Consider the following 19275-nt stretch of genomic DNA (forward strand, 5'->3'; position numbering starts at 1 on the left):
CTCCAATCAACAGGGTTTCAATAACTGATCGGTGAAAAGTATCTTTGTCGATAAACTGGCCTAGATTACCCATCTATGTTTTCTTATTTGATTCATAGCGACCATAACGAGCATTAATGCCTTTAGCCCATGCATTTACAACCCTCAGCACCGATTCTGACTCGCACAGATTTACCGTTCCTTTTAGGATTTGGGGTTCTAGCTTTAGTCATTATAGGTTTAACTTGCGGCATACTTGGATACACAAAAGAGCTTCTCAATAGGGATCAAGGTGATTATAAAGTAATCTGCACAAATAGATTACCTTAAATAAAGAAGACCCTCTCAAAAGAAGTTAATTGGCTTTTGGGAGAGTCTATTTTATTGATTCACTGAGGTTAAATTCTTTTTTAAGATTTGTTAGGGCGGGTGTCATATTTAGAACTGTCTATTATATATGCCAATTTGCAGCAAAAATTTCGCCGTTACTTATGATTCTGCTCACCGTTAATACATCTGAAAAAAGTAACAATTGAAATTAATGCAAGCTCATCCTCGCACTTTAAAGTGATAAATTCTAAAATACATTTCCTGTTTTTATGATGTTTACCTTTACAGTCGGTTCAAAATGAACATTTTTATATTCGTCATCCCAATTGATTTTCTTCCATAATTCAGGGTGAAAACTAGAAATTTGTCTTCCAATTCCCAGAGCATCACAATTGGCTTGTAATAAAGTGTTTGTTATTTCCTTTGCTTGTTTGGTTAATTCATCCGAAAGATCTTTATTTAATTTTTTGATATTAAGTCCTTCATTAAAATCTTGAGGATAGCTGCCTACTTCCACATTCATTTTAACATCAATTTTACAAATGATATTTTCATCCTTATCCACCAGGACCTCGAAGGTTCGACTCAAATTTATTGTATCAAAAGAGATGGATCGGCCATTGCTTTCTGGACCGAGTATTAAAGCCATTTTGTTTGTCTTGCTTAATTGATTCATTAATGACAATAATAAACTGCTTTTTTCTTTTGATAACGTTGTACCGGTATATTGATCATTGTTAAATAGCGCAACTCCTGCTGCTTGAATTTTATTACCCTCTATTCTTTCAAGATAAGGTAAAATCATATCTTTGCCAGGATCTAAAATTTTTCTCCACACTGAAAATGTAGTTTCTTTCGGTATGACCGTATCCGCTTCCGCTCCATTTAGCAGTTGTAAGATTACAAATGCAATTGGGCTTTTTTCTTTTTCCATAGAAAGAATCTCTTTCGCTTTCCCTTTACTTATGACAATTTTGGAAGACATATAGGAATCCATATCACGATAAAAAAACTCAATGAATGGGTGAATCCCTTTTTTTGCTAGTTCTTCACCTATTATTACTACGTGAGCTTTACTCGCATCAATTTCACCAGTAATTTTACTATCTAAATCTATTCCTAAACCAACCGTAGATTGTCCTGCCGCTTCGACCAGTTCATCTTGTATTTCAAATTGCCCTCCTCCTTTACTTTGAATGTTTAATGCTCTAATGGCTGATTCAATTTTTCCCTCTTCAGTTATATCTACACTAATTCCGTTCACCAGCGTTCGATTCACAAGAAGATGCTGGTCCCAACAGCCAGTCAATATATTGAGGGTAATAAATAAAATTATTATGAGTATTTTTCTCAAGTGGATTCACTACTTTCATGCTTATTAAATAGGAATGAAAGGATTAAAAGCAAAGTTGGGATGATAAAAACAACCAAATAATTTATATAAGAAACATATTTATTAAAAAGAGTAATGATCGCATCATCATGTGGAATCAATGTAATCAAAAAGATAATGAATCCATTTAGCAAGACTGCCTTTTGGTAATTCTTTTTTTCTACATTCATACTTTTGCTAGCATAAAATAAATACGCAATGACGGAAGTAGCCATCGGAACAATCCATATCGACAGGAAAATTAGATCCACCCGATCGACCATTTTATAAGTTATTCCTCTAAGTAAATTTAAAATGGGTTCTCTCATTTGGGTCAATTGATCTGGACTGAAACTGATTAGTGTAAGGAAGATAAAGTAGGTGTAAAAAAGGGTGATAAAAATGTTGGCCATTGATATCGTCTTTAATACTCCTTTTTTATTATGAATAATGAAGGGGAATATAAATAGCAGGCCTTCAAAACCCAACATCGCAAGAAGAGAATTCTTACTTCCAATTAAAATATTTTTGAATCCAGAACTACCAATTGGAAGTAAGTATTGAAACTCATTAGGCGTAAACCAGCTTAATAAAGAAGTACACAATAATAATAGGATCAAGGAAGTTGCCAGGACAAAGAATCTTGCAATTATCCTTAAATCGCTAATCGTTAAATAAATACAAGCGGTCAGGATGAGTATGGATATGATCCAATTAGGAGTTAACGGCAATAACCATAAATTAATGATTTTAATAAATAATATGGTGGCTAAACTTCCGACAAGGATGAAATTCATATAGATGATAAGGTTAATCAACCTTCCTAAAAAACGTCCGAGTATCTTTTGAGTGATTTCCGTATAAATAAGATTGGGAAATCGTTTTAGTAATTGCCAGTAGACGATCAGCATGAATTGAACAGCTATCCCTGCAATGAGAGTAGAAATCCAACCGTCTCCTATAGCTGTCTTCTGCACGACATTCGGTAATGATAAAAGACCTACGCCAATTTGACTTTGAATTAATATAAAAAACACCTGAAATTTTGTTATGGAATTATTTTTTTCCATCATTTCTTCTTCCACGCCCTTGTTTGCCCTTGTTGATTTGCATAAGCTGGTTTAGCATCAGTTGGTCGAGTATTCAATTTCCATAATGGAAGCCTTAGCAATGAATCCTTTAATCCTTCTTTCTTAAATGGAGCTAAGGGTGAAAAATAAGGTGTTCCAAAGGAATCTAATTTACTCAAATGCATAAAAATCAACATTAACACTAATACAATCCCAAAAAATCCAAAGAAAGATGCAGCGATCATTGTCGGGAATCCCAATAACCTTGCACTTGTCCCCATCTCATTTATTGGGGCCACAAATGAGGCAATGGCCGTAAATCCAATCACTACGATCATCATATTTGATACGATATGGGCATCTACTACAGCTGTCCCAATAACTAATCCCCCAACAATTCCGATTGTTTGTGCGATAGGTGAAGGCAATCGAATTGAAGCTTCTTTTAACAGTTCTAAAATGATTTGCATGGCTAAAGCTTCGACTAATGGAGGAAAAGGGACATATTCTAATGAAACCCTTATTGAGTATAGAATTCCGATTGGAAGTACCTCTGAATGGAACGACACGATGGCTATGTAGATGGCAGGCAAGCTAATCGCGATAATAAAACTTAAGACGCGGATTAATCGAAAGAAAGAACCAACTACCCATCGGCTATTATAGTCATCGGGTGTTTGATAAAACGCAAAAAACGTTATCGGAACGATCATTACACGCGGATTACCATCCATAATAATCGTGATTTTCCCTTCTGTTAAATAAGACACCGCTCTGTCTGGTCTTTCTGTAGCTAAAATATGTGGAAAAGGTGAAAAAGGATGGTCTTCAATAAGATCCTCTAATTCACCAGTTGAATAGAGCTGATCAATTTCGATTGAAGTTAATCTCCGCTCAACTTCGTTAATAAGCTCTTTATTTGCAAGATGATCTAAATAAAGCATTCCAACTGTCGTATTCGTAAGGTTTCCGATCGTAAAATATTTCACCTTTAACTGTGGACTTTTAATTCTCTTTCTTAAAAGGTGCAGATTTGAACTAAAACTTTCAACGAATCCATCATGAGAACTTTGAATGCTCCGTTCATTATTAGGCTCTTGAATAGACCTCCCTTCGATTCCTCCTATCGATGCCATATAAGCCTGGCAATCGTTTTCTAATAAAATCACACAGAATCCATCTAACAGGTTTTTTCCTGCTTCTGAAATCATTGAAGTTATTTTGATTTCTGCAGCAAAAACTGCATTTTCAATATTACCGGTTTTCAAATCTAAAATAGGATCAATAACAGAAGATTGAAGTAGTTCCTTGTTCAACATCGAATCAATGTAAAGAATGACACACTTCTCGTCATTAAATATTATTTCTTTTTTCAATAAATCTTCTGTATGGCAAAAATGTTCTTGTAACTTTCTTATATTTTTTTCAAAATCGTTGGAGAGTTGTCCCCCTTCATTTGAACGGCTAGATAAAGATGAATTCTGTTTAAAGAAACTCATTCCTGAAAAACTCCTTAAAATGCCTGATAATCACTATCATTTCCTTAATTTACACTCATATTCCAAGGAAGCAGAGGGACAGCTCTTTTGCTTTCCTACTTATGTTAACAAATCCAAAAATAAAAAAAGTCGAACCTAAGGAATGGTTCGACTTACAATGTTTAAGCAGGTCGGTCAGTAATGGGACCCAAATTTTATTTTAATTTTTTTAAGCCTCATTTACTTGTGGTACGGCTGCCTGTGTTGTATCTAAATGAGGTTTTACCATTAAAGAAATGATTTTGTTATAAGAAACCGTTACTAAAATTGAATAATAAATACTATTTAATTAATTTCTTCCTTTATCTTACTTAAATATTAATTAAATTTGGTTATTAAAATTACTTGGGTGAAAAACTAAGTTATAGCAATTTTGGTATAGGAAGTGTAATATATGGATTTTTTTCATGGCCAGGAAACACTTACTACAACTGAGTGGATTCTTCGAGCTATTGTTGCTTTTATCTTTTTATTAATTGTTGCTCGAGTATTAGGTCAGCGAGGCATCTCTCAGTTAAGACCACTTGATTTTGCAATTGTTTTAGTCATTGGAAACATTATTGCCCATCCACTATCAGACGAACAACTTGGGTTAAAAGGGTCTATCATTACAACCATTGTATTGGTCATCTTGTATCTTGTGGGTATTTTGATAATCTTCAAATGGTCTTGGTTTAGAAAGCTAATTACCCCTCCACCTATTACCATTGTTCAAAATGGAGAAATCCTATATAAAGGATTAAAAAAAGCAAGAATATCTATTGATGTATTATTGGAAGAATTACGGGAAGAAAAAATTGAAGATGTAAAGAAAGTTGCCTTAGCAATTTGGGAAGCAGATGGGAAGTTCTCGGTTTTTTTAGATCCAAAATACGAACCACTAACACCTTCAATCATGCAAATTGAAACAGAATTTTTCGATTTTCCTAAGACCATTATTAAGGAAGGAAAAATTAATTCCAAGGAGTTAAAACATATTCAAAAGAGCGAAGGATGGGTGGTTTCTCGGTTAGAAAGTTTATATCAGACTGAGGTCAAAAACGTCTTGCTTGCCACCCTTGATAGTAAAGATAATCTTAAGGTTTTCTTATATAAATAAAATCAAATAGAGGCTTAATTTTTACAATTATGCGATGGCTTAACTTAAGCCTCTAATAATTATGCTTTCTTTATATCAAATAAGGGTATAGGATAAACCTCACTTACTTATGGTATGGCTCGCCGTGATGTGTCTAAATGAGGTTAAACTAAAATTTTGTTTTTAATTGGTTATTGATTTTTAGATTGGAAACAAGTTGCTCCTGACAGAGCTCACTTTCTCCACCGACACCGTATATTCTTCTTGGTCTACCTTCTTTCAGATCGATAATAAGTACAATCTCCTCTACTTCATCTGTATCAAAAATGGTGCTAGAGCTGCCTGTGTCTAATAGAACATCATTAAATTAAATTAACTTTCCTTTATAAGATAGAGAAAACGGATACTATTTAGTTGAAGTGGGTTTATAAGGGTGTTTCTTTTCAATAAAGTTCGAAAGCCAAATGTTAGCCGAAAATACAATCAAATAAACGAGAAAGGATAAATACAATTTCCAACCCATATATGTAAAAACATGAAATTTCACCGAAATCCATTCTAGAGCAATAGCTACCCCTGCCCAAAAAATAATATAAAAAAGAAGCTTTAAACCTTTGGGTTTATTATGTTGATAGAAGTTTACTACAAAGTAAGAAAGAGTAGGGTAAGTAGCAAAGTGCAATAAAATATCAAATATTTCATGTGTTTTATGATCTATCGTAAAGTAAAAGTCATATGGTTTTACACTTATGGTAATATCGGCCAACAAAGCAAGAAAGACATTAAAAGTCCAAATAATAGTGATGGTAACGGCAGATAAGTGTCTAGGTAATTTAAACATGAGTGCCCAAGATAAAACTGTGGAAATAATAATAAATATTTCATTTGCATCAAATTGCTTAGGAAGAGGTAAAATCATCAGTCTTCACCTCTTTGTCTCTATTAATAAGTTTTTCTAAATAAAAGGAGTAAATAGCCATTAATAAAATAATTAAGCTGTATCTCAAATATCCATAAAACACATTCCAATTTACCCATTCCAAATATCCAATTTGAACGAAATAGATTTCAATAGAAATAAGTGCTGTTAAGAATACGAAAAGATGAATAAGTTTACTGAAAATTGAACGATTAGAGAACAAGATATAAATTAACCATAAAAGTAAGGCTGGCTTAAGTGTCAACTCAGGAATTTTTTGTGTCCAAAAAATCAATTGACTTGATGGATCTTGCTTTGTTAATTTTAAATTTAAGTTAATGATTACTCCTGTATTTGTAATAAGAATATTAGATAAAAAATAACAGCCCAAGACGTTAGTGACGTTCATTTTCTTCATCAAAATAAACAAGGAAATTATAGAAAAAATTGATGATACTAGAAATAGCCACAATGTTTTCATGTTAGTCACCCTCTTTATTTATATGTACAGTATTTTATACATAAAGTTATTTTTTATTAGTAGATTTACAGTAATTCAATTGAGGCTCATGAAATACACCAATATGGGCAAGGAAAATGGGGGAAAGTCCAATATCAGCAAGTTTTTGTTGGACGTAATTTAAAATTTAATGTGATTTACAGAATTATTTATTTGGACTTGTTGAAGAAAAAGAATAGGCAAATAAAAGTAAGATGTTAAGTTTCTTTTTGAACGAATGGGAGCGATAGTTCCATACATTTTAAAAGCCAAAATATGCAAGTTTTTATTCATAACTTGTTTATTTTTGGCTTTTATTTTTCCAAGAATTTAAAAACCTCATTTACTTATGGTAAGGTTCACCATAGTAAATGAGGTTTTTTCTAGAGTAATTAAATTCGCTATTTAAGCCCTTTAATAAAAAATACATCGATGCAATATTCATTTACTTTCTTCAGATAAAGATCCTATTATTTATCGTCTATCATCCATTACATGAAACATAGCTTCAATACTGTTAGGAACCTTCCCTCTTTAAAATTCATGTTTTTCTATAAAAAAGGCATCCTAAAGAAGAAAGCGATGCATCAGATTCCAAGTTATTCCAAACTGTTATGAATACTACTCCACCTATGATTGAAGGGAGATTTGGTTGTGAAACTGTATCAAGTAAGAAAAGGGCAATTTGTTTATTATAACAATGAGTTACACAAGGTATATGGAGTAAAACCAATTTATAAACTATCCGTTCATCTTATTAAACTGAGGGATTTAACACAGCATATAACTAATGCAGCGAGTGTGGAAAGATACATCCCAAAGGAAAATGACAGCTTTATTTATAATCATAAGGTATATACGCTTAGGAATAATCAAAAACCTGTAGCGGGAAATTTGATTTTAATTAACAATCCGGACCCCGATACCCTCGATCACTACTCATTAAATGAAATTGAAGTAGTTGAAACTGTTGATAACAAAGGGGTAGTAACAAGTGATTTGAACGGAATCAAGCATACGGAGTATTTATTGATGTTACCCGGCCGTACTCCTGACAGCCATCCTATCGATTATAAAGACATGGTTAATTTTGAAGAAAACCTTGATGACGCCGGCCCTCAAATCGCTCATCCATACGGAGAACTATCAGCACAGTTGGGGGACATTTATAAAAAGAGGGATAGGGATATGTTAATCGAAGCTATGGTGGTTGGGATTAAAGGGCAAACCATTTATCTTGGAGGCGGTTTAGAGGTACCTCTTGAAGAGTTGATGGATACGGATAAGTGGGAATTTCAATATAATCCCTTTAATAACTGACAAAATTAATACCATTTAAACACTAATCTAAAATACAGTATTCTTCCACTACTAGGAGGTTTCTATGGATAGTAATAAATTAAAAGAAAATAGTGTTTTTATTATCTCATTATTACTTACCCTCATTTTCATTATATGGGGAGTTTTTTTTACAGGTAATCTTACCAAAGTCACCAACGCCGTTTATAATGGCTCCATTGATTACCTTGGATGGGTGTATCTTGGGGCCACTCTATTCTTTGTTTTTTTTTCTATTTACTTGATGTTTTCAAAGTATGGGAATATCCGGCTTGGCAGGAAAAATGACGAGCCTGATTTTAGTACCGGATCCTGGCTTGCCATGTTGTTCGGCGCGGGCATGGGAATCGGGATTGTGTATTGGAGTGTTGCAGAACCTGTAACTCATTACACAGCTCCACCTTACGGGAAAGCCTATACTTTGGATGCAGCCAATACCGCAATGAAATATACCTTTTTCCATTGGGGATTGCACCCATGGGCAATATACACAGTGATCGGTTTGGCCCTTGCATTTTTTCAATATAATAAAAGGCTTCCAGCGGCTATTAGCTCAGCATTCCATCCTATTTTGGGTGATAGGATCCACGGACCGATTGGCAAAACGATTGATATCCTTTCCATCTTTGCAACAGTTTTCGGTATCGCTACCTCTTTAGGGCTTGGAGCAATGCAGATTACAGCCGGAATGCATGATATTTTCGGCATTCCTAATACGCTATTTATACAACTGGTGGTCATTATCGTCGCAACTGTCCTTTTTATCATTTCTATTAATACGGGGTTGGAAAGAGGAATAAAGTACTTATCCAACGCAGCTATTATTTTATCAATTGCGATTATGGTGCTGATTTTGCTTGTCGGCCCAGCCTTGACTGTTATTAAAGTCTTTATTAATACGACAGGTCTATATATAAGTGACTTTATACCTATGAGTTTAAGGTTAAATCCTTTTGGTGAAGGAGAATGGATCGCTTCGTGGACCTTATTTTATTGGGCATGGTGGATTGCTTGGGCTCCCTTTGTCGGCATGTTTATTGCCAGGGTTTCAAAAGGAAGAACCGTTAAGGAGTTTGTGTTTGGCGTATTAATTGTTCCTACACTCGGAACATGTCTTTGGATGTCAGTATTTGGCGGTACCGCTCTTGAAATTGTTCAAAATTCTGGAAATCATAATTTGGCAAAACATATTGCCGAAAACGTGAACCTTTCTATCTTTACATTCTTTGATATGCTACCATTTAGTACCGTTTTAAGTATTATAGGGTTTGCCGTGATAGCCATTTACTATATTACAGTTGCAGATACCGCCACCTTTGTACTGGGAATGTTAAGCGAAGGCGGAACACTTAATCCTTCAAACAAGATTAAAATGACATGGGGTGTCATACAATCCGCTGTAGCTGCTGTGTTGCTTATAGCCGGAGGTTTGAACGTATTGCAAACAGCTTCTATTGCAGCTGCCCTTCCTTTTGCAATAATCATGGTCTTCATGTGCTATTCTTTGTTGCGAGGTTTAGAAAATGAATTAGAAGTACAAAGAGCCAATAAAAGAAGCGCGCCACATTCTTAAAAGAAAATTAAATTATAAATAAAATGCCTTCCTGATTGTGTCATTTGATCAGGAAGGTTTTTGTGTACCAGTATAGCCTAAATATTTTACACTTGGTTTTGGACAGTACGAAATTTCGAATAAAAAACGGTAGTCTTCTCAAGGAAATATTTACTGGAAGCACATCCTTGAATTATTGAAGAGAACAAAGATAATTTTAAAAATAAATCACCTCATTTACTTATGGTACGGTTCCCCGTAGCGTATCAAAATGAGGTTCTCTTGGATTACTAAAATCGAAGCAGCCAACTTAAAGTAACCAGCGAAAGTAAAATAAGCGGAGATTTTTCGGTTAGATACAAAATGGAGCTCGTTCCGGAGTATATAAGGGGAGGTTTTCCGATTATGCTAAGCTAAACCCCCCATTTTCACGTTTTTCGAGCCAATAGGCGGAATCTCTCCGTCTATTGAAGCTATTTTTTATTTTATTTACTAATTAAGCGAAATTTTTCCGTCTATTTATCAGATCGGGTGCTTAACCTGATCCCCCAACCGATAAAAGCGGATCCTCTTGATCCCAGATGCGGGAATCAACATCTTTTTATCGACTAGTTGAGAAAGTACTTTTTTTACCGTCTTGTCACTTAGCTTCAAATACTTCTCTACTTCTATGGGGGAAATGGCTTCTCCTTTTCGAATCGCTAGCCGAAGCACTTCCTTTTCGACAAAGGACAGAGATGTCTGGTCCAGTTCATCACCCATCCATCGGCCAATCACTTGCTGAACAATCTGTTGGCATCGACGAGGCTGCTCTTTCACTTGGTCATAAGAAAAGCGTATCACGGTCCATCCGTCAATCACCAACTGGTTTTGACGTTCCAGGTTGTCGGAAAATTGCCATCTGCTTATGTTCTTTAGGTGAGGGCCATACCCATCGACCTCAAGGCAAATCCGGATGGCGGGACGAATATAAGCAAAATCCAAATACCTTTTGCCATCCTTGAAATCATCGACTTCATATTCTGGATGAAGATACCTAAAATGGTAAAATGAAGGCCACCACACTTGCTTCAAAAACAACTCTTCAGCCTGGTTGTGACCTTCTTGCAAGCGCCGCAACCGTTCACCGGTTCTTGCCTGCAAGTGAGCATTCAAAAAGGCCTGGTATTCTTCTTCAAATCCCATAGCATCACCCTCCTCTTATTCAATGGTCATATCTTTTACAGCAAACAAAATTCAGTGGACAAACCTTAACAAATTGGGAAACCGTCTTTCCTCCATTTCTTCTACTATCAAATTTTGCATACATTCGATGCCACAAATGAATCATTTGAACTTCGAGCAGATTTTTAAAATGAATGAGTGCGAATGCGAGTGAAAAAAGAGGTTTACTGTGGCTTCAATGGGAGAAAGTAAAAGGCAAATAAAGACTTGCGGAGTAGCTATTATAGAATATTTAGAGAAGAATTTGAGGTAGAACTATTTTTAGTTTAATAGAGTTCTTAAAATTGTCAATCTACTTTCTTTATATTTCAACAATCCATTCTTATCATTTCTATTTCCGTTAAGAAAACTTATTATGTTCTAGCCTCCCCAACCTTAAGGAGAGGCATTTAACTAAAAACCTCATTTATTTATGGTACGGTTCCCCCCGATTAATCCGAAAAGCCCGATATATCTGCTCCACCAAGATCAATCTCATCAGTTGGTGCGGAAAGGTCATTTTTGAAAAGCTTAGCTGCTCGTCTGATCTTTTCAAAACTTCATCGCTTAGGCCAAGGGACCCGCCTATAACGAAAGCGACTTTGCTTTTTCCGTATGTGGCCAGCTTATCAAGGCTTTCTGCGAGTTCTTCCGATGACTTCAGCTTTCCGTTAATAGCTAAAGCAATGACATAAGCATCTGGATTAATTTTCGCCAGGATTCGTTCTCCTTCTTTTTGCTTCACCTGAACCATTTCTGTTTCACTTAATTCCTCTGGTGCTTTCTCGTCTGACACCTCAATAACATCGACTTTTGCATAGCTTCCAAGGCGCTTTAAGTATTCTTCTATCCCTTGTTTCAGGTATTTTTCTTTCAATTTGCCAACCGTCACGATTGAGATATTCACAGTCATCCCCACTTTACAAACAAATTACAAACAGTTTACAAACAAGATATCCACAGAAGTTATCCACATATTCACATCGCAATCCACATTTAGTAGGCGATCATTCGTTCGCTACAATATATACAGCAGGTTGTCCACAGTATCCACAAGAAAACCCCGAGTTTTCCACAGCCTCCAGCTTCTCTAATTGTGGTGCTGTTTCATACTCATCCACCGCTTCATCTAGCGCTAATTCTACATGTTCACTACAGCAATACTTCATTTTTCCAAATCCCTTCTTGGCTTTTTATATTTTTATCATTCGCTAAAAATCTAAATTTAAATTATCCACAGACCATTTTAACATAAAAAACAGGAAGCATTTGCTCCCTGTTCATCTATCCACAAGCCGTTACAATGTTTCTCCGCCTAATTTTAATGTTGTTTCCTGAAGCTTTCCATCGCGGTAAAACTTAACCTTCATTTCATCGCCGACCTTCTTTTGATTGTAAAGGTGCTTTCGGAGATCGACAGCATCGCGAATTTCCTTGCCATCCATTTCGACAATGACATCCAGTTCCTGCAAGCCTGCTTTATCAGCAGCAGAGTTAGGCTGAACTCTCTTAATCGCCACACCATAGGTCACATCTTTTGGCAGCCTCAATGTATTCTGCTGATGATTAGAAGGAATCTCGTTTACAGATGCTAACTCTACACCCATTACCGGGCGCTTAACTTCACCTGTCTTTTCTAAATCATCAATAATCGGAGAAGCATAGTTAATCGGGATCGAAAGCCCGATTCCTTCAACCGCATTTTGTGCGATTTTCATGGAGTTTATTCCGATGACCTGTCCCTCAATATTGATTAATGCTCCACCGCTGTTTCCAGGGTTGATTGCGGCATCTGTCTGCAGGACCTCTGCCTGCCAGTCGGGTGTTCCATCCTGATTGATATCAACTGGAATGGCCCGCTCTGTGCCGGAAATAATGCCTTGTGTAACAGAGCCCGAGAAAGTTAGTCCAAGGGGATTACCGATTGCAATAACTGGTTCACCTGGCTTAAGCTTATCGGAGTTGCCGAATTCAGCAACGACCTTTATTTTATCAGCAGGTACCTCAAGTACAGCAAGGTCGGTCCAAATATCACTGCCAAGAAGCTTTGCGGGAATTTTTGTGCCGTCGCTAAGACTGACTTCTAGTTCAGTGGCATCAGCAACCACATGGTGATTGGTTACGATATAGGCTTTATCGCCGGCCCTTTTATAAACAACGCCTGAACCTGTTCCACCTGATTCCTGTGTCTGTCCCCAGAAGGTCGTGCTTTGCTGGATATTCGTTATGCCTACTACAGCATCACCGGCTTTGTCGACAGCTTTGGTAATTCCTGAATAAACATCGATGGAGACATTCCTAGTGGAAGTAGTACCGTCCTCAGAGGTCTTTTCCTCATCTGTTACTGCTGTTTGATTGTTAGGTTCAATTTTATAGGGGAGTACATCTAATTTAGATAAGGTCGGGATTGTGAAAATAACCAATAATGCCCCAATGATTGCACCTAACAGGCTGGCTAAAAAAGTTCCGCCCCTTCTGCCGCTTTGCGATTTGTACCGGCTTTGATGATCTTGATCATAATAACCCAATGCCCACCAACCCTTTCATTGAACAATTATCTTTTACATATCAATTATACAAATTATTATACTACCTCTATCATTAATTACTAAATCCTAAGCCCATTTCATGATTATAGCCAATCAAAAAAGGAGTAAAAGCATCCTTTTAACAGATACCTTTACTCCTTCATTATTAAACATATTAAATAGCTGTCAGCGCGGTAGGAGTCTTAGGATCTGTATCTATCAAATCGAATTGTTCTCCTACAATGATTCCGTGGCTTTCCAATGTCTGAGCGACGGACATCCTTGCAAGCTCCTTCATATTGTTATCCAGGCTTAAATGGGCAAGATAAATCTGCTTTGTGTTATCGCCGGCGACTTCACTCATTGCTACCGCAGCATCCTCATTCGATACATGGCCGTAGTCACTAAGAATTCGGCGTTTAACACTCCATGGATATCTTCCCATTCTCAGCATTTGAACATCATGATTGCTTTCAAATACATAGGCATCAGCATTGGTGATGATTCCCTTCATCCTGTCGCTTACATAGCCTGTATCTGTAATCAGCACTAATTTCTTTCCGTCTTTATGGAACACATAAAACATTGGCTCGGCAGCGTCATGTGACACCCCAAAAGATTCTATATCCAAGCCGCCGAAGGATTTCACCGTTTCCATATCAAAGCTGAACTTCTGGTCTAGCGGGACTTCCCCAATCAAGCCGTCCATCGCTTTCCATGTTTTTTCATTCGCATAGATCGGCAGCTTATATTTTCGGGCAACGATTCCTATGCCTTTTATATGATCGCTATGTTCATGCGTCACAAATATTCCAGAGAGGTCTTTCATATCGCGGCCAATTTGCTTAAATAAAGCCTCCATTTGCTTGCCGCTCAATCCGGCATCTACCAAAAAGGATTGGCCCTCCGTCTCCACATAGATCGCATTTCCCGTACTCCCACTGGCGAGAACACTAAAATGCAATGTCATATCTCTCACTCCGTTGTTTGATTTTCACCGTCAGTCAATGGAATAACCCGTCCTTCAAATGCATGGACAAAAAGGTTCTCCTTGCCGTCCACGACAAGCCTCCACGTAGGTGTTACCACATGTGAGGCGGTCAGCGAGACGAGTGTCGAGTATCCCAGTTCAACTTTGGTAATTTCGCTTTTTGGCTTCAGCAGCCCCTTTTTATAAAGAGTTTCCATCGCTCTTAATGGTGTCAGCAATTCCTCTTCATCTGAAAGCTGCTCATCAATGACTTCCAAATAGGTCTGCCTAAATGAAACCACTTCATTATTTTCATTAAAATACAAGGTCAATCTTGCATTGCTGTTATAGTAAAAAGTTTTATTATCATACTGCTGGTAATAAGTAATAGTCTTGGTTTCGTCATCCTTTTTCCAAAACTTATACTGTTCACCAGAAAAGATATTCGACTTAATGAATCCAGAGAGTTCCGCCGGTTCAAATTTACTTGAAAGCTTGATTGGCTTTGCAAGCTTAGCTTCTATAGCGGTTCCATCACCAAGATTGATTACCTGTCCCTTTGTTTTATCCAGTTCTTCGTTCTTAAACACTTTTGTCCTAACACTGATATAACGTTCCTTCTTTGTTTCAGGAAGTTCAGGATATCGAATGGAATCATTCTTAAGCTTTTCTTCTAGAGAAGCCTCTTTAATGATTTCGTACTGGGCGGCATCCCTTGTGTTCATGAATTGATAAACTAAATAGATATTCAGGACGAGGAATGTCAGAATAAAGATTGTTTTAATTCTACTCCAATCCATTCTTCAGTCCCTCCTCCCAGACCAGCTCGTGCCATTCTTGTTCATATTGATAAAACCACCCTGGCTCTAACAGGATCAAAGGCGAATCCCCTGGTCCCTGCGTCATATAATAACCAGGCATAAGATTTTCAAGCAAATCAGGATTGAAATCTTTCCTTTTCTCCAAAAGTTCCAACGCTTTAAGGCCAGATGGCAGCTTTTTCGTTTTCACATCCGGATTCAATGGCAATTCCAAATGGAATCCTGGACGAATGTATCTGCTTATTTCTAATTGGCCCCACTGCTGTTCGATTTCAGACATGCCCATTTGGTTAAAAATAGGATAGCCTTCCTTACTGTATAGCCTGAAAAGGACTCTCTGGTTAAAATCATCCTTGTACACATAACGGTATGCTTCTGTCCAACCGCCATGACTGTTTACAAATTCGATACTCTTTTGAAGAACATTGCTAGTTCCAATCACAGATTCACGATCGCGGATTGGATTCACATAATAAATCATATTCGTCTGGCTATCAACCGTCATTTTACTGGCATCATCGGTATATTCTTCACCATAATCAGATACACTTCTCTGGACAAAACTTGGGTCCTTGAAAAGAGCTTCCTTGAACTTCTCGGAGTCCAGCGGATTTTGATAATACGTGTATTTAACCATGTCGGTTGGATCAGACGGCAAATAGATTCGCTTAATATCAGAAATATCATGCTCGAAATATGGCGCCAGCCTGCCCGCATTCTTATAATAATTAGCCGCAAAATCATTAATGAATGAAGGATTTACATTGCTTTCATAGACTTGCTGATTCCTCTGCGAATAAAAATAGATGATCCCTTCTTGCTTCTGCTGGGTTTCAGTTTTTATGATAATGCGGTCAAAATCAAATTTCGGCAAGTCTTTATCATCGATATTCAAGACTCTTTTATACAGCTCGATTGGGACTTCATCCGGAAAAATAATCTCTGTGTTTGCTCCCTGGGCAATCCTTTGATTGAAGTCAGAAATTCGCCCCGGATATTTTTTCACATCGTAAAATTTCCACTTCGTAATGACATTCATGATTTTATCTATATGGTCATTATCAATGGCACCATATTGTTTTCCCTCAACGTGGTATATGACCTGGTGAGGCTTTACAATTTTTCTTATTTCCTTTTGTGTAGCAATGCTTACCTCATTAACAGTCTTTTGATTGCCGACACTTTCATAGTTGGGCTGGTAAGTCCAAATATTCCAGGTCAAAATACCGCTGAGAAGAACGAGAAAAGTTAAGATTGCTGTTTTTATGTTTTCATATGTCATGACCAATCATCCTCTTCACTCCGGTCATAAGGAAGGGTGAAAAAGATGGTTGTCCCTTTTCCTTCCACACTATTTGCCCAAATTCTTCCCCCATGGGCATTAACCATTTCCTTCGCAATCGCCAGTCCCAGTCCTGTTCCTCCCAGTTTGCGTGTTCTGGCTTTATCCACGCGATAGAAACGGTCGAATATTTTATCAAGATTATCCTTAGGAATTCCTACACCTTCGTCAGAAATGCTGATGGTAATTTTATCTTCCATTTCTTTTGTGCGGAAGGTGATCGTCCCACCTTCTGGCGAATACTTCATGGCATTTGAAATAATATTGTAAAGGACCTGCGTAATCTTGTCCTCATCCACTTCTACAAACATCGCGTCTTCCGGAATCTCCCTGACGAACGTGACGTTTTGGTTTTTTGTCATTTCAAACCTGTCGATAATTCGGTTGAAAAAGACCGGAAAGTTCACCCATTCCCTAGAAAGACGATAATCGACACTGTCCATTTTGGAAAGCTGAAGCAAATCATTAACAAGACGGATCATCCGCTCAGTTTCAGTCTGGGTGATATCAAGGAAATTAGGCGCAATTTCTTCGTCCTTCCAAGCTCCTTCAGCCAATGCATCCAAATAACTTCGCATCGTCGTTAATGGTGTCCGCAGCTCGTGAGAAACGTTCGCAACGAACTCGCGTCTCTCCAGATCAATCTTTTCTTGTTCCGTTATATCATACAGAACGGCAATCAAACCATTCACAAAACCACTTTCCTTTTGGATAATCGAAAAGTTTGCCCGTAAAATAAACGGCTTGCTTTTTGTACTGTAATCAAGGACGATTGAGTCTTTTTCCTGAAGGAGATCTTCAAATGTATAATTTTCATCGAGCCCAAGTACAGATACGATTGGCTGTGAAAGAACTGTTTCACGTGAAACACCAAGCATTTGCGCTGCTGGCTCATTAATCAGGATAATCCGCCCTTTGCGGTCAGTAGAAAGAACACCATCGGTCATATAAGAGATAACAGAAGATAGCTTCCTCTTTTCTCCCTCTGTGGTAGCCTGGGCTTCCTGAAGCTTTTTGGTCAGATTGTTAAAGGTAATCGCCAGTTGACCAATTTCATCATAGCCATATACCTTAACCTTCCGTGAAAAGTTCCCTCTTGTCATTGCCAAAGCCTGTTTACGCATGTCCGAGATCGGCCTGGTGATCGTCTGGGCAAGCAGGACACCAAGTATGGCAGTGAAAAGAAGCGCAATCGCTGTTCCAGTGGCCAGGATCTTGTTAATGTCCTTCATCTGCGTGAATATATTTTCGACTCTAGCTACTAAGTAGACAGCGCCGATCGCTTCATTGTTATGCATGATTGGAGTTGAGAGGACCCACACTCTCTTGCCTGACTTATTGTCCATCTGGATGACATCCTCATCTTCTTCAAAAACGATGGACCGCTTTATTTTCAGGTCGGTGGTCCTTTGCCCTACAAGCCCCTGATTCGTGAGGCTGGAGGTTCCGAGGATTTTAAAGCTACCGCCATCTATGACCCTTATTTCAGATATATCTGAGGTTTTATAATCCTTTAAAATCTCTTTAATGGCTTCTTCCTTTGTCGGATCCTCTTTCCCACGTTCCTTTAGCAGCTCTTCCTGAATATCATAGACTAACAGGTCCACACGAGACTTTACGGAATCCTGATAGTTTGTCATTAAGGTTGTCTCTAGTTTACGGACAAAATATACGCCTATTATTTGCATGGCAACTAAAATAAGCAATACATAGATAATCACAAATTTAAGATGTATGGACCGAAAAAAACCTACTTTCTTCATCCTCGCTCCTTACTCCTGCTCAGAGTTTCTCAAATAGTAGCCTACTCCTCGTCTTGTCACGATCCATGTCGGATGACTAGGGTTATCTTCTATTTTCTCACGGAGTCGCCTTACAGTGACATCCACCGTACGGACATCTCCATAATAGTCATAGCCCCAGACAGTCTGAAGCAGGTGTTCCCTCGTCATGACTTGTCCAATATGCTTCGCCAGGTAGTGAAGCAATTCGAATTCGCGGTGCGTCAATTCAATTGTTTCGCCTCTTTTGGAAACAACATAGGCATCCGGATGGATCGTAAGTGAACCAACTGTAATCTCATTGGATTCCTCTTCTTGATCTGCCTGTATAGCAATTTGCTGGTGCCGGCGCAGGTTGGCTTTTACCCTGGCAATTAATTCCCTTGTGCTGAATGGCTTGGTTACATAATCATCCGCACCAAGTTCAAGTCCTAAAACCTTATCAATTTCAGAGTCTTTAGCCGTCAGCATGATGATCGGCATTTCATATTTCTTGCGGACCTCACGGCATACTTCCATGCCATCACGCATTGGCAGCATAATATCAAGCAAGATTAAATCCGGTTGGATTTCCTCTACCATTTCAATTGCCTGGTTTCCATCATAAGCGCAATAAACATCATAGCCTTCTTTTTTCAAGTTGAACTGTAAAATATCTGCAATTGGTTTTTCGTCATCTACAACCAAGATTTTTTTCTCCATACCAATTCTCCTTTTTTAGCCAAAATAAATCCCTGTATAAATTTTTGTTTACTTTATGGCCTGTTAAACTTGCCTATTTCTTTCTATTACAGGATCTAGCCTTCTTTATAATAATCCTATCTTATCTATTTTACTTTAAATCAGCAAAAAACTGAATTTATCTGTTATATAACTTCTCTTCTTCTCTTCCCAATTGTACCAATCCTGCCCATTATAAGAAAAGCGCAAGCGCCTTGGTCAGCCCCGACAAGCG

The 19275-nt window shown here is 37.6% G+C and carries 17 protein-coding genes; 3 read left to right on the forward strand and 14 right to left on the reverse strand.

All coding sequences use genetic code 11. From position 1 onward, the window contains the following. Positions 1–556 precede the first annotated feature (556 nt). The 3 genes from V7654_RS03640 to V7654_RS03650 are packed head-to-tail and all read right to left on the reverse strand — an operon-like array spanning position 557 to position 4250. A complete protein-coding gene (locus V7654_RS03640) occupies positions 557–1663 on the reverse strand; it encodes a Ger(x)C family spore germination protein (protein ID WP_335428544.1) in 1107 nt (368 codons plus the stop codon). Beyond that, on the reverse strand, positions 1660–2766 hold the full coding sequence (locus V7654_RS03645; RefSeq protein ID WP_335428546.1) for a GerAB/ArcD/ProY family transporter: 1107 nt from the start codon (positions 2764–2766) through the stop codon (positions 1660–1662). Before V7654_RS03645 ends, V7654_RS03640 begins: the two co-directional genes overlap by 4 nt. Next, complete coding sequence (locus V7654_RS03650) at positions 2751–4250, reverse strand: spore germination protein (protein ID WP_335428548.1); 1500 nt, start codon at positions 4248–4250, stop codon at positions 2751–2753. Before V7654_RS03650 ends, V7654_RS03645 begins: the two co-directional genes overlap by 16 nt. A 433-nt stretch (positions 4251–4683) precedes the next feature. On the opposite strand from V7654_RS03650, the gene V7654_RS03655 reads away from it, so the two are divergent. Then, a complete protein-coding gene (locus tag V7654_RS03655) occupies positions 4684–5388 on the forward strand; it encodes a DUF421 domain-containing protein (protein WP_335428549.1) in 705 nt (234 codons plus the stop codon). Between the two features lie 385 nt (positions 5389–5773). Here V7654_RS03655 and V7654_RS03660 read toward each other — a convergent pair whose 3' ends face one another. Together V7654_RS03660 and V7654_RS03665 are read right to left on the reverse strand one after the other, a co-directional pair. Beyond that, a complete protein-coding gene (locus V7654_RS03660; protein WP_335428550.1) occupies positions 5774–6286 on the reverse strand; it encodes a hypothetical protein in 513 nt (170 codons plus the stop codon). Then, positions 6267–6767 carry a hypothetical protein gene (locus tag V7654_RS03665; protein ID WP_335428551.1) on the reverse strand — a complete coding sequence of 167 codons (501 nt, stop codon included), beginning with the start codon at positions 6765–6767 and terminating at the stop codon, positions 6267–6269. Before V7654_RS03665 ends, V7654_RS03660 begins: the two co-directional genes overlap by 20 nt. Before the next feature lie 672 nt (positions 6768–7439). Here V7654_RS03665 and V7654_RS03670 point away from each other — a divergent pair. Further along, positions 7440–8105, forward strand: a complete 666-nt coding sequence (locus V7654_RS03670; RefSeq protein WP_335428552.1) for a hypothetical protein — start codon at positions 7440–7442, stop codon at positions 8103–8105. A gap of 64 nt (positions 8106–8169) precedes the next feature. Next, positions 8170–9696, forward strand: a complete 1527-nt coding sequence (locus tag V7654_RS03675) for a glycine betaine uptake BCCT transporter (protein WP_335428554.1) — start codon at positions 8170–8172, stop codon at positions 9694–9696. A 501-nt stretch (positions 9697–10197) separates the two neighbouring features. Here V7654_RS03675 and V7654_RS03680 read toward each other — a convergent pair. The 9 genes from V7654_RS03680 to yycF all read right to left on the reverse strand — a co-directional run bounded on the left by V7654_RS03680 (position 10198) and on the right by yycF (position 19022). Next, the gene (locus V7654_RS03680; protein WP_335428556.1) at positions 10198–10860 is read right to left on the reverse strand and encodes a DNA-binding response regulator; all 663 of its coding nucleotides are present in this window, start codon (positions 10858–10860) and stop codon (positions 10198–10200) included. A gap of 445 nt (positions 10861–11305) precedes the next feature. Further along, positions 11306–11785 carry a 23S rRNA (pseudouridine(1915)-N(3))-methyltransferase RlmH gene (gene rlmH / locus V7654_RS03685; RefSeq protein ID WP_335428558.1) on the reverse strand — a complete coding sequence of 160 codons (480 nt, stop codon included), beginning with the start codon at positions 11783–11785 and terminating at the stop codon, positions 11306–11308. Positions 11786–11885: 100 nt separating this feature from the next. After that, positions 11886–12047, reverse strand: a complete 162-nt coding sequence (locus V7654_RS03690; RefSeq protein ID WP_335375928.1) for a CxxH/CxxC protein — start codon at positions 12045–12047, stop codon at positions 11886–11888. Between the two features lie 129 nt (positions 12048–12176). Beyond that, positions 12177–13406, reverse strand: coding sequence for a S1C family serine protease (locus V7654_RS03695; protein ID WP_335428560.1), 1230 nt, complete (start codon positions 13404–13406; stop codon positions 12177–12179). A gap of 175 nt (positions 13407–13581) precedes the next feature. Continuing rightward, on the reverse strand, positions 13582–14376 hold the full coding sequence (locus V7654_RS03700) for an MBL fold metallo-hydrolase (RefSeq protein ID WP_335428561.1): 795 nt from the start codon (positions 14374–14376) through the stop codon (positions 13582–13584). Between the two features lie 5 nt (positions 14377–14381). Continuing rightward, positions 14382–15176, reverse strand: a complete 795-nt coding sequence (locus V7654_RS03705) for a two-component system regulatory protein YycI (RefSeq protein ID WP_335428564.1) — start codon at positions 15174–15176, stop codon at positions 14382–14384. Continuing rightward, positions 15163–16479: a YycH family regulatory protein gene (locus V7654_RS03710; RefSeq protein ID WP_335428566.1), complete on the reverse strand. Its 1317-nt coding sequence runs from the start codon at positions 16477–16479 to the stop codon at positions 15163–15165. Before V7654_RS03710 ends, V7654_RS03705 begins: the two co-directional genes overlap by 14 nt. Next, entirely contained in the window at positions 16476–18302 is a 1827-nt protein-coding gene (gene walK / locus V7654_RS03715) for a cell wall metabolism sensor histidine kinase WalK (protein ID WP_335428567.1), read from the reverse strand. Before walK ends, V7654_RS03710 begins: the two co-directional genes overlap by 4 nt. Before the next feature lie 9 nt (positions 18303–18311). Continuing rightward, positions 18312–19022 (reverse strand): response regulator YycF, encoded by a 711-nt coding sequence (gene yycF / locus V7654_RS03720; protein ID WP_207501537.1) that lies wholly within the window; start codon positions 19020–19022, stop codon positions 18312–18314. Between the last annotated feature and the right edge of the window lie 253 nt (positions 19023–19275).

The organism is Bacillus sp. JJ1609 (genome assembly GCF_036967045.1).
In the GTDB taxonomy this organism is placed as follows: Bacteria; Bacillota; Bacilli; order Bacillales; family Cytobacillaceae; genus Mesobacillus.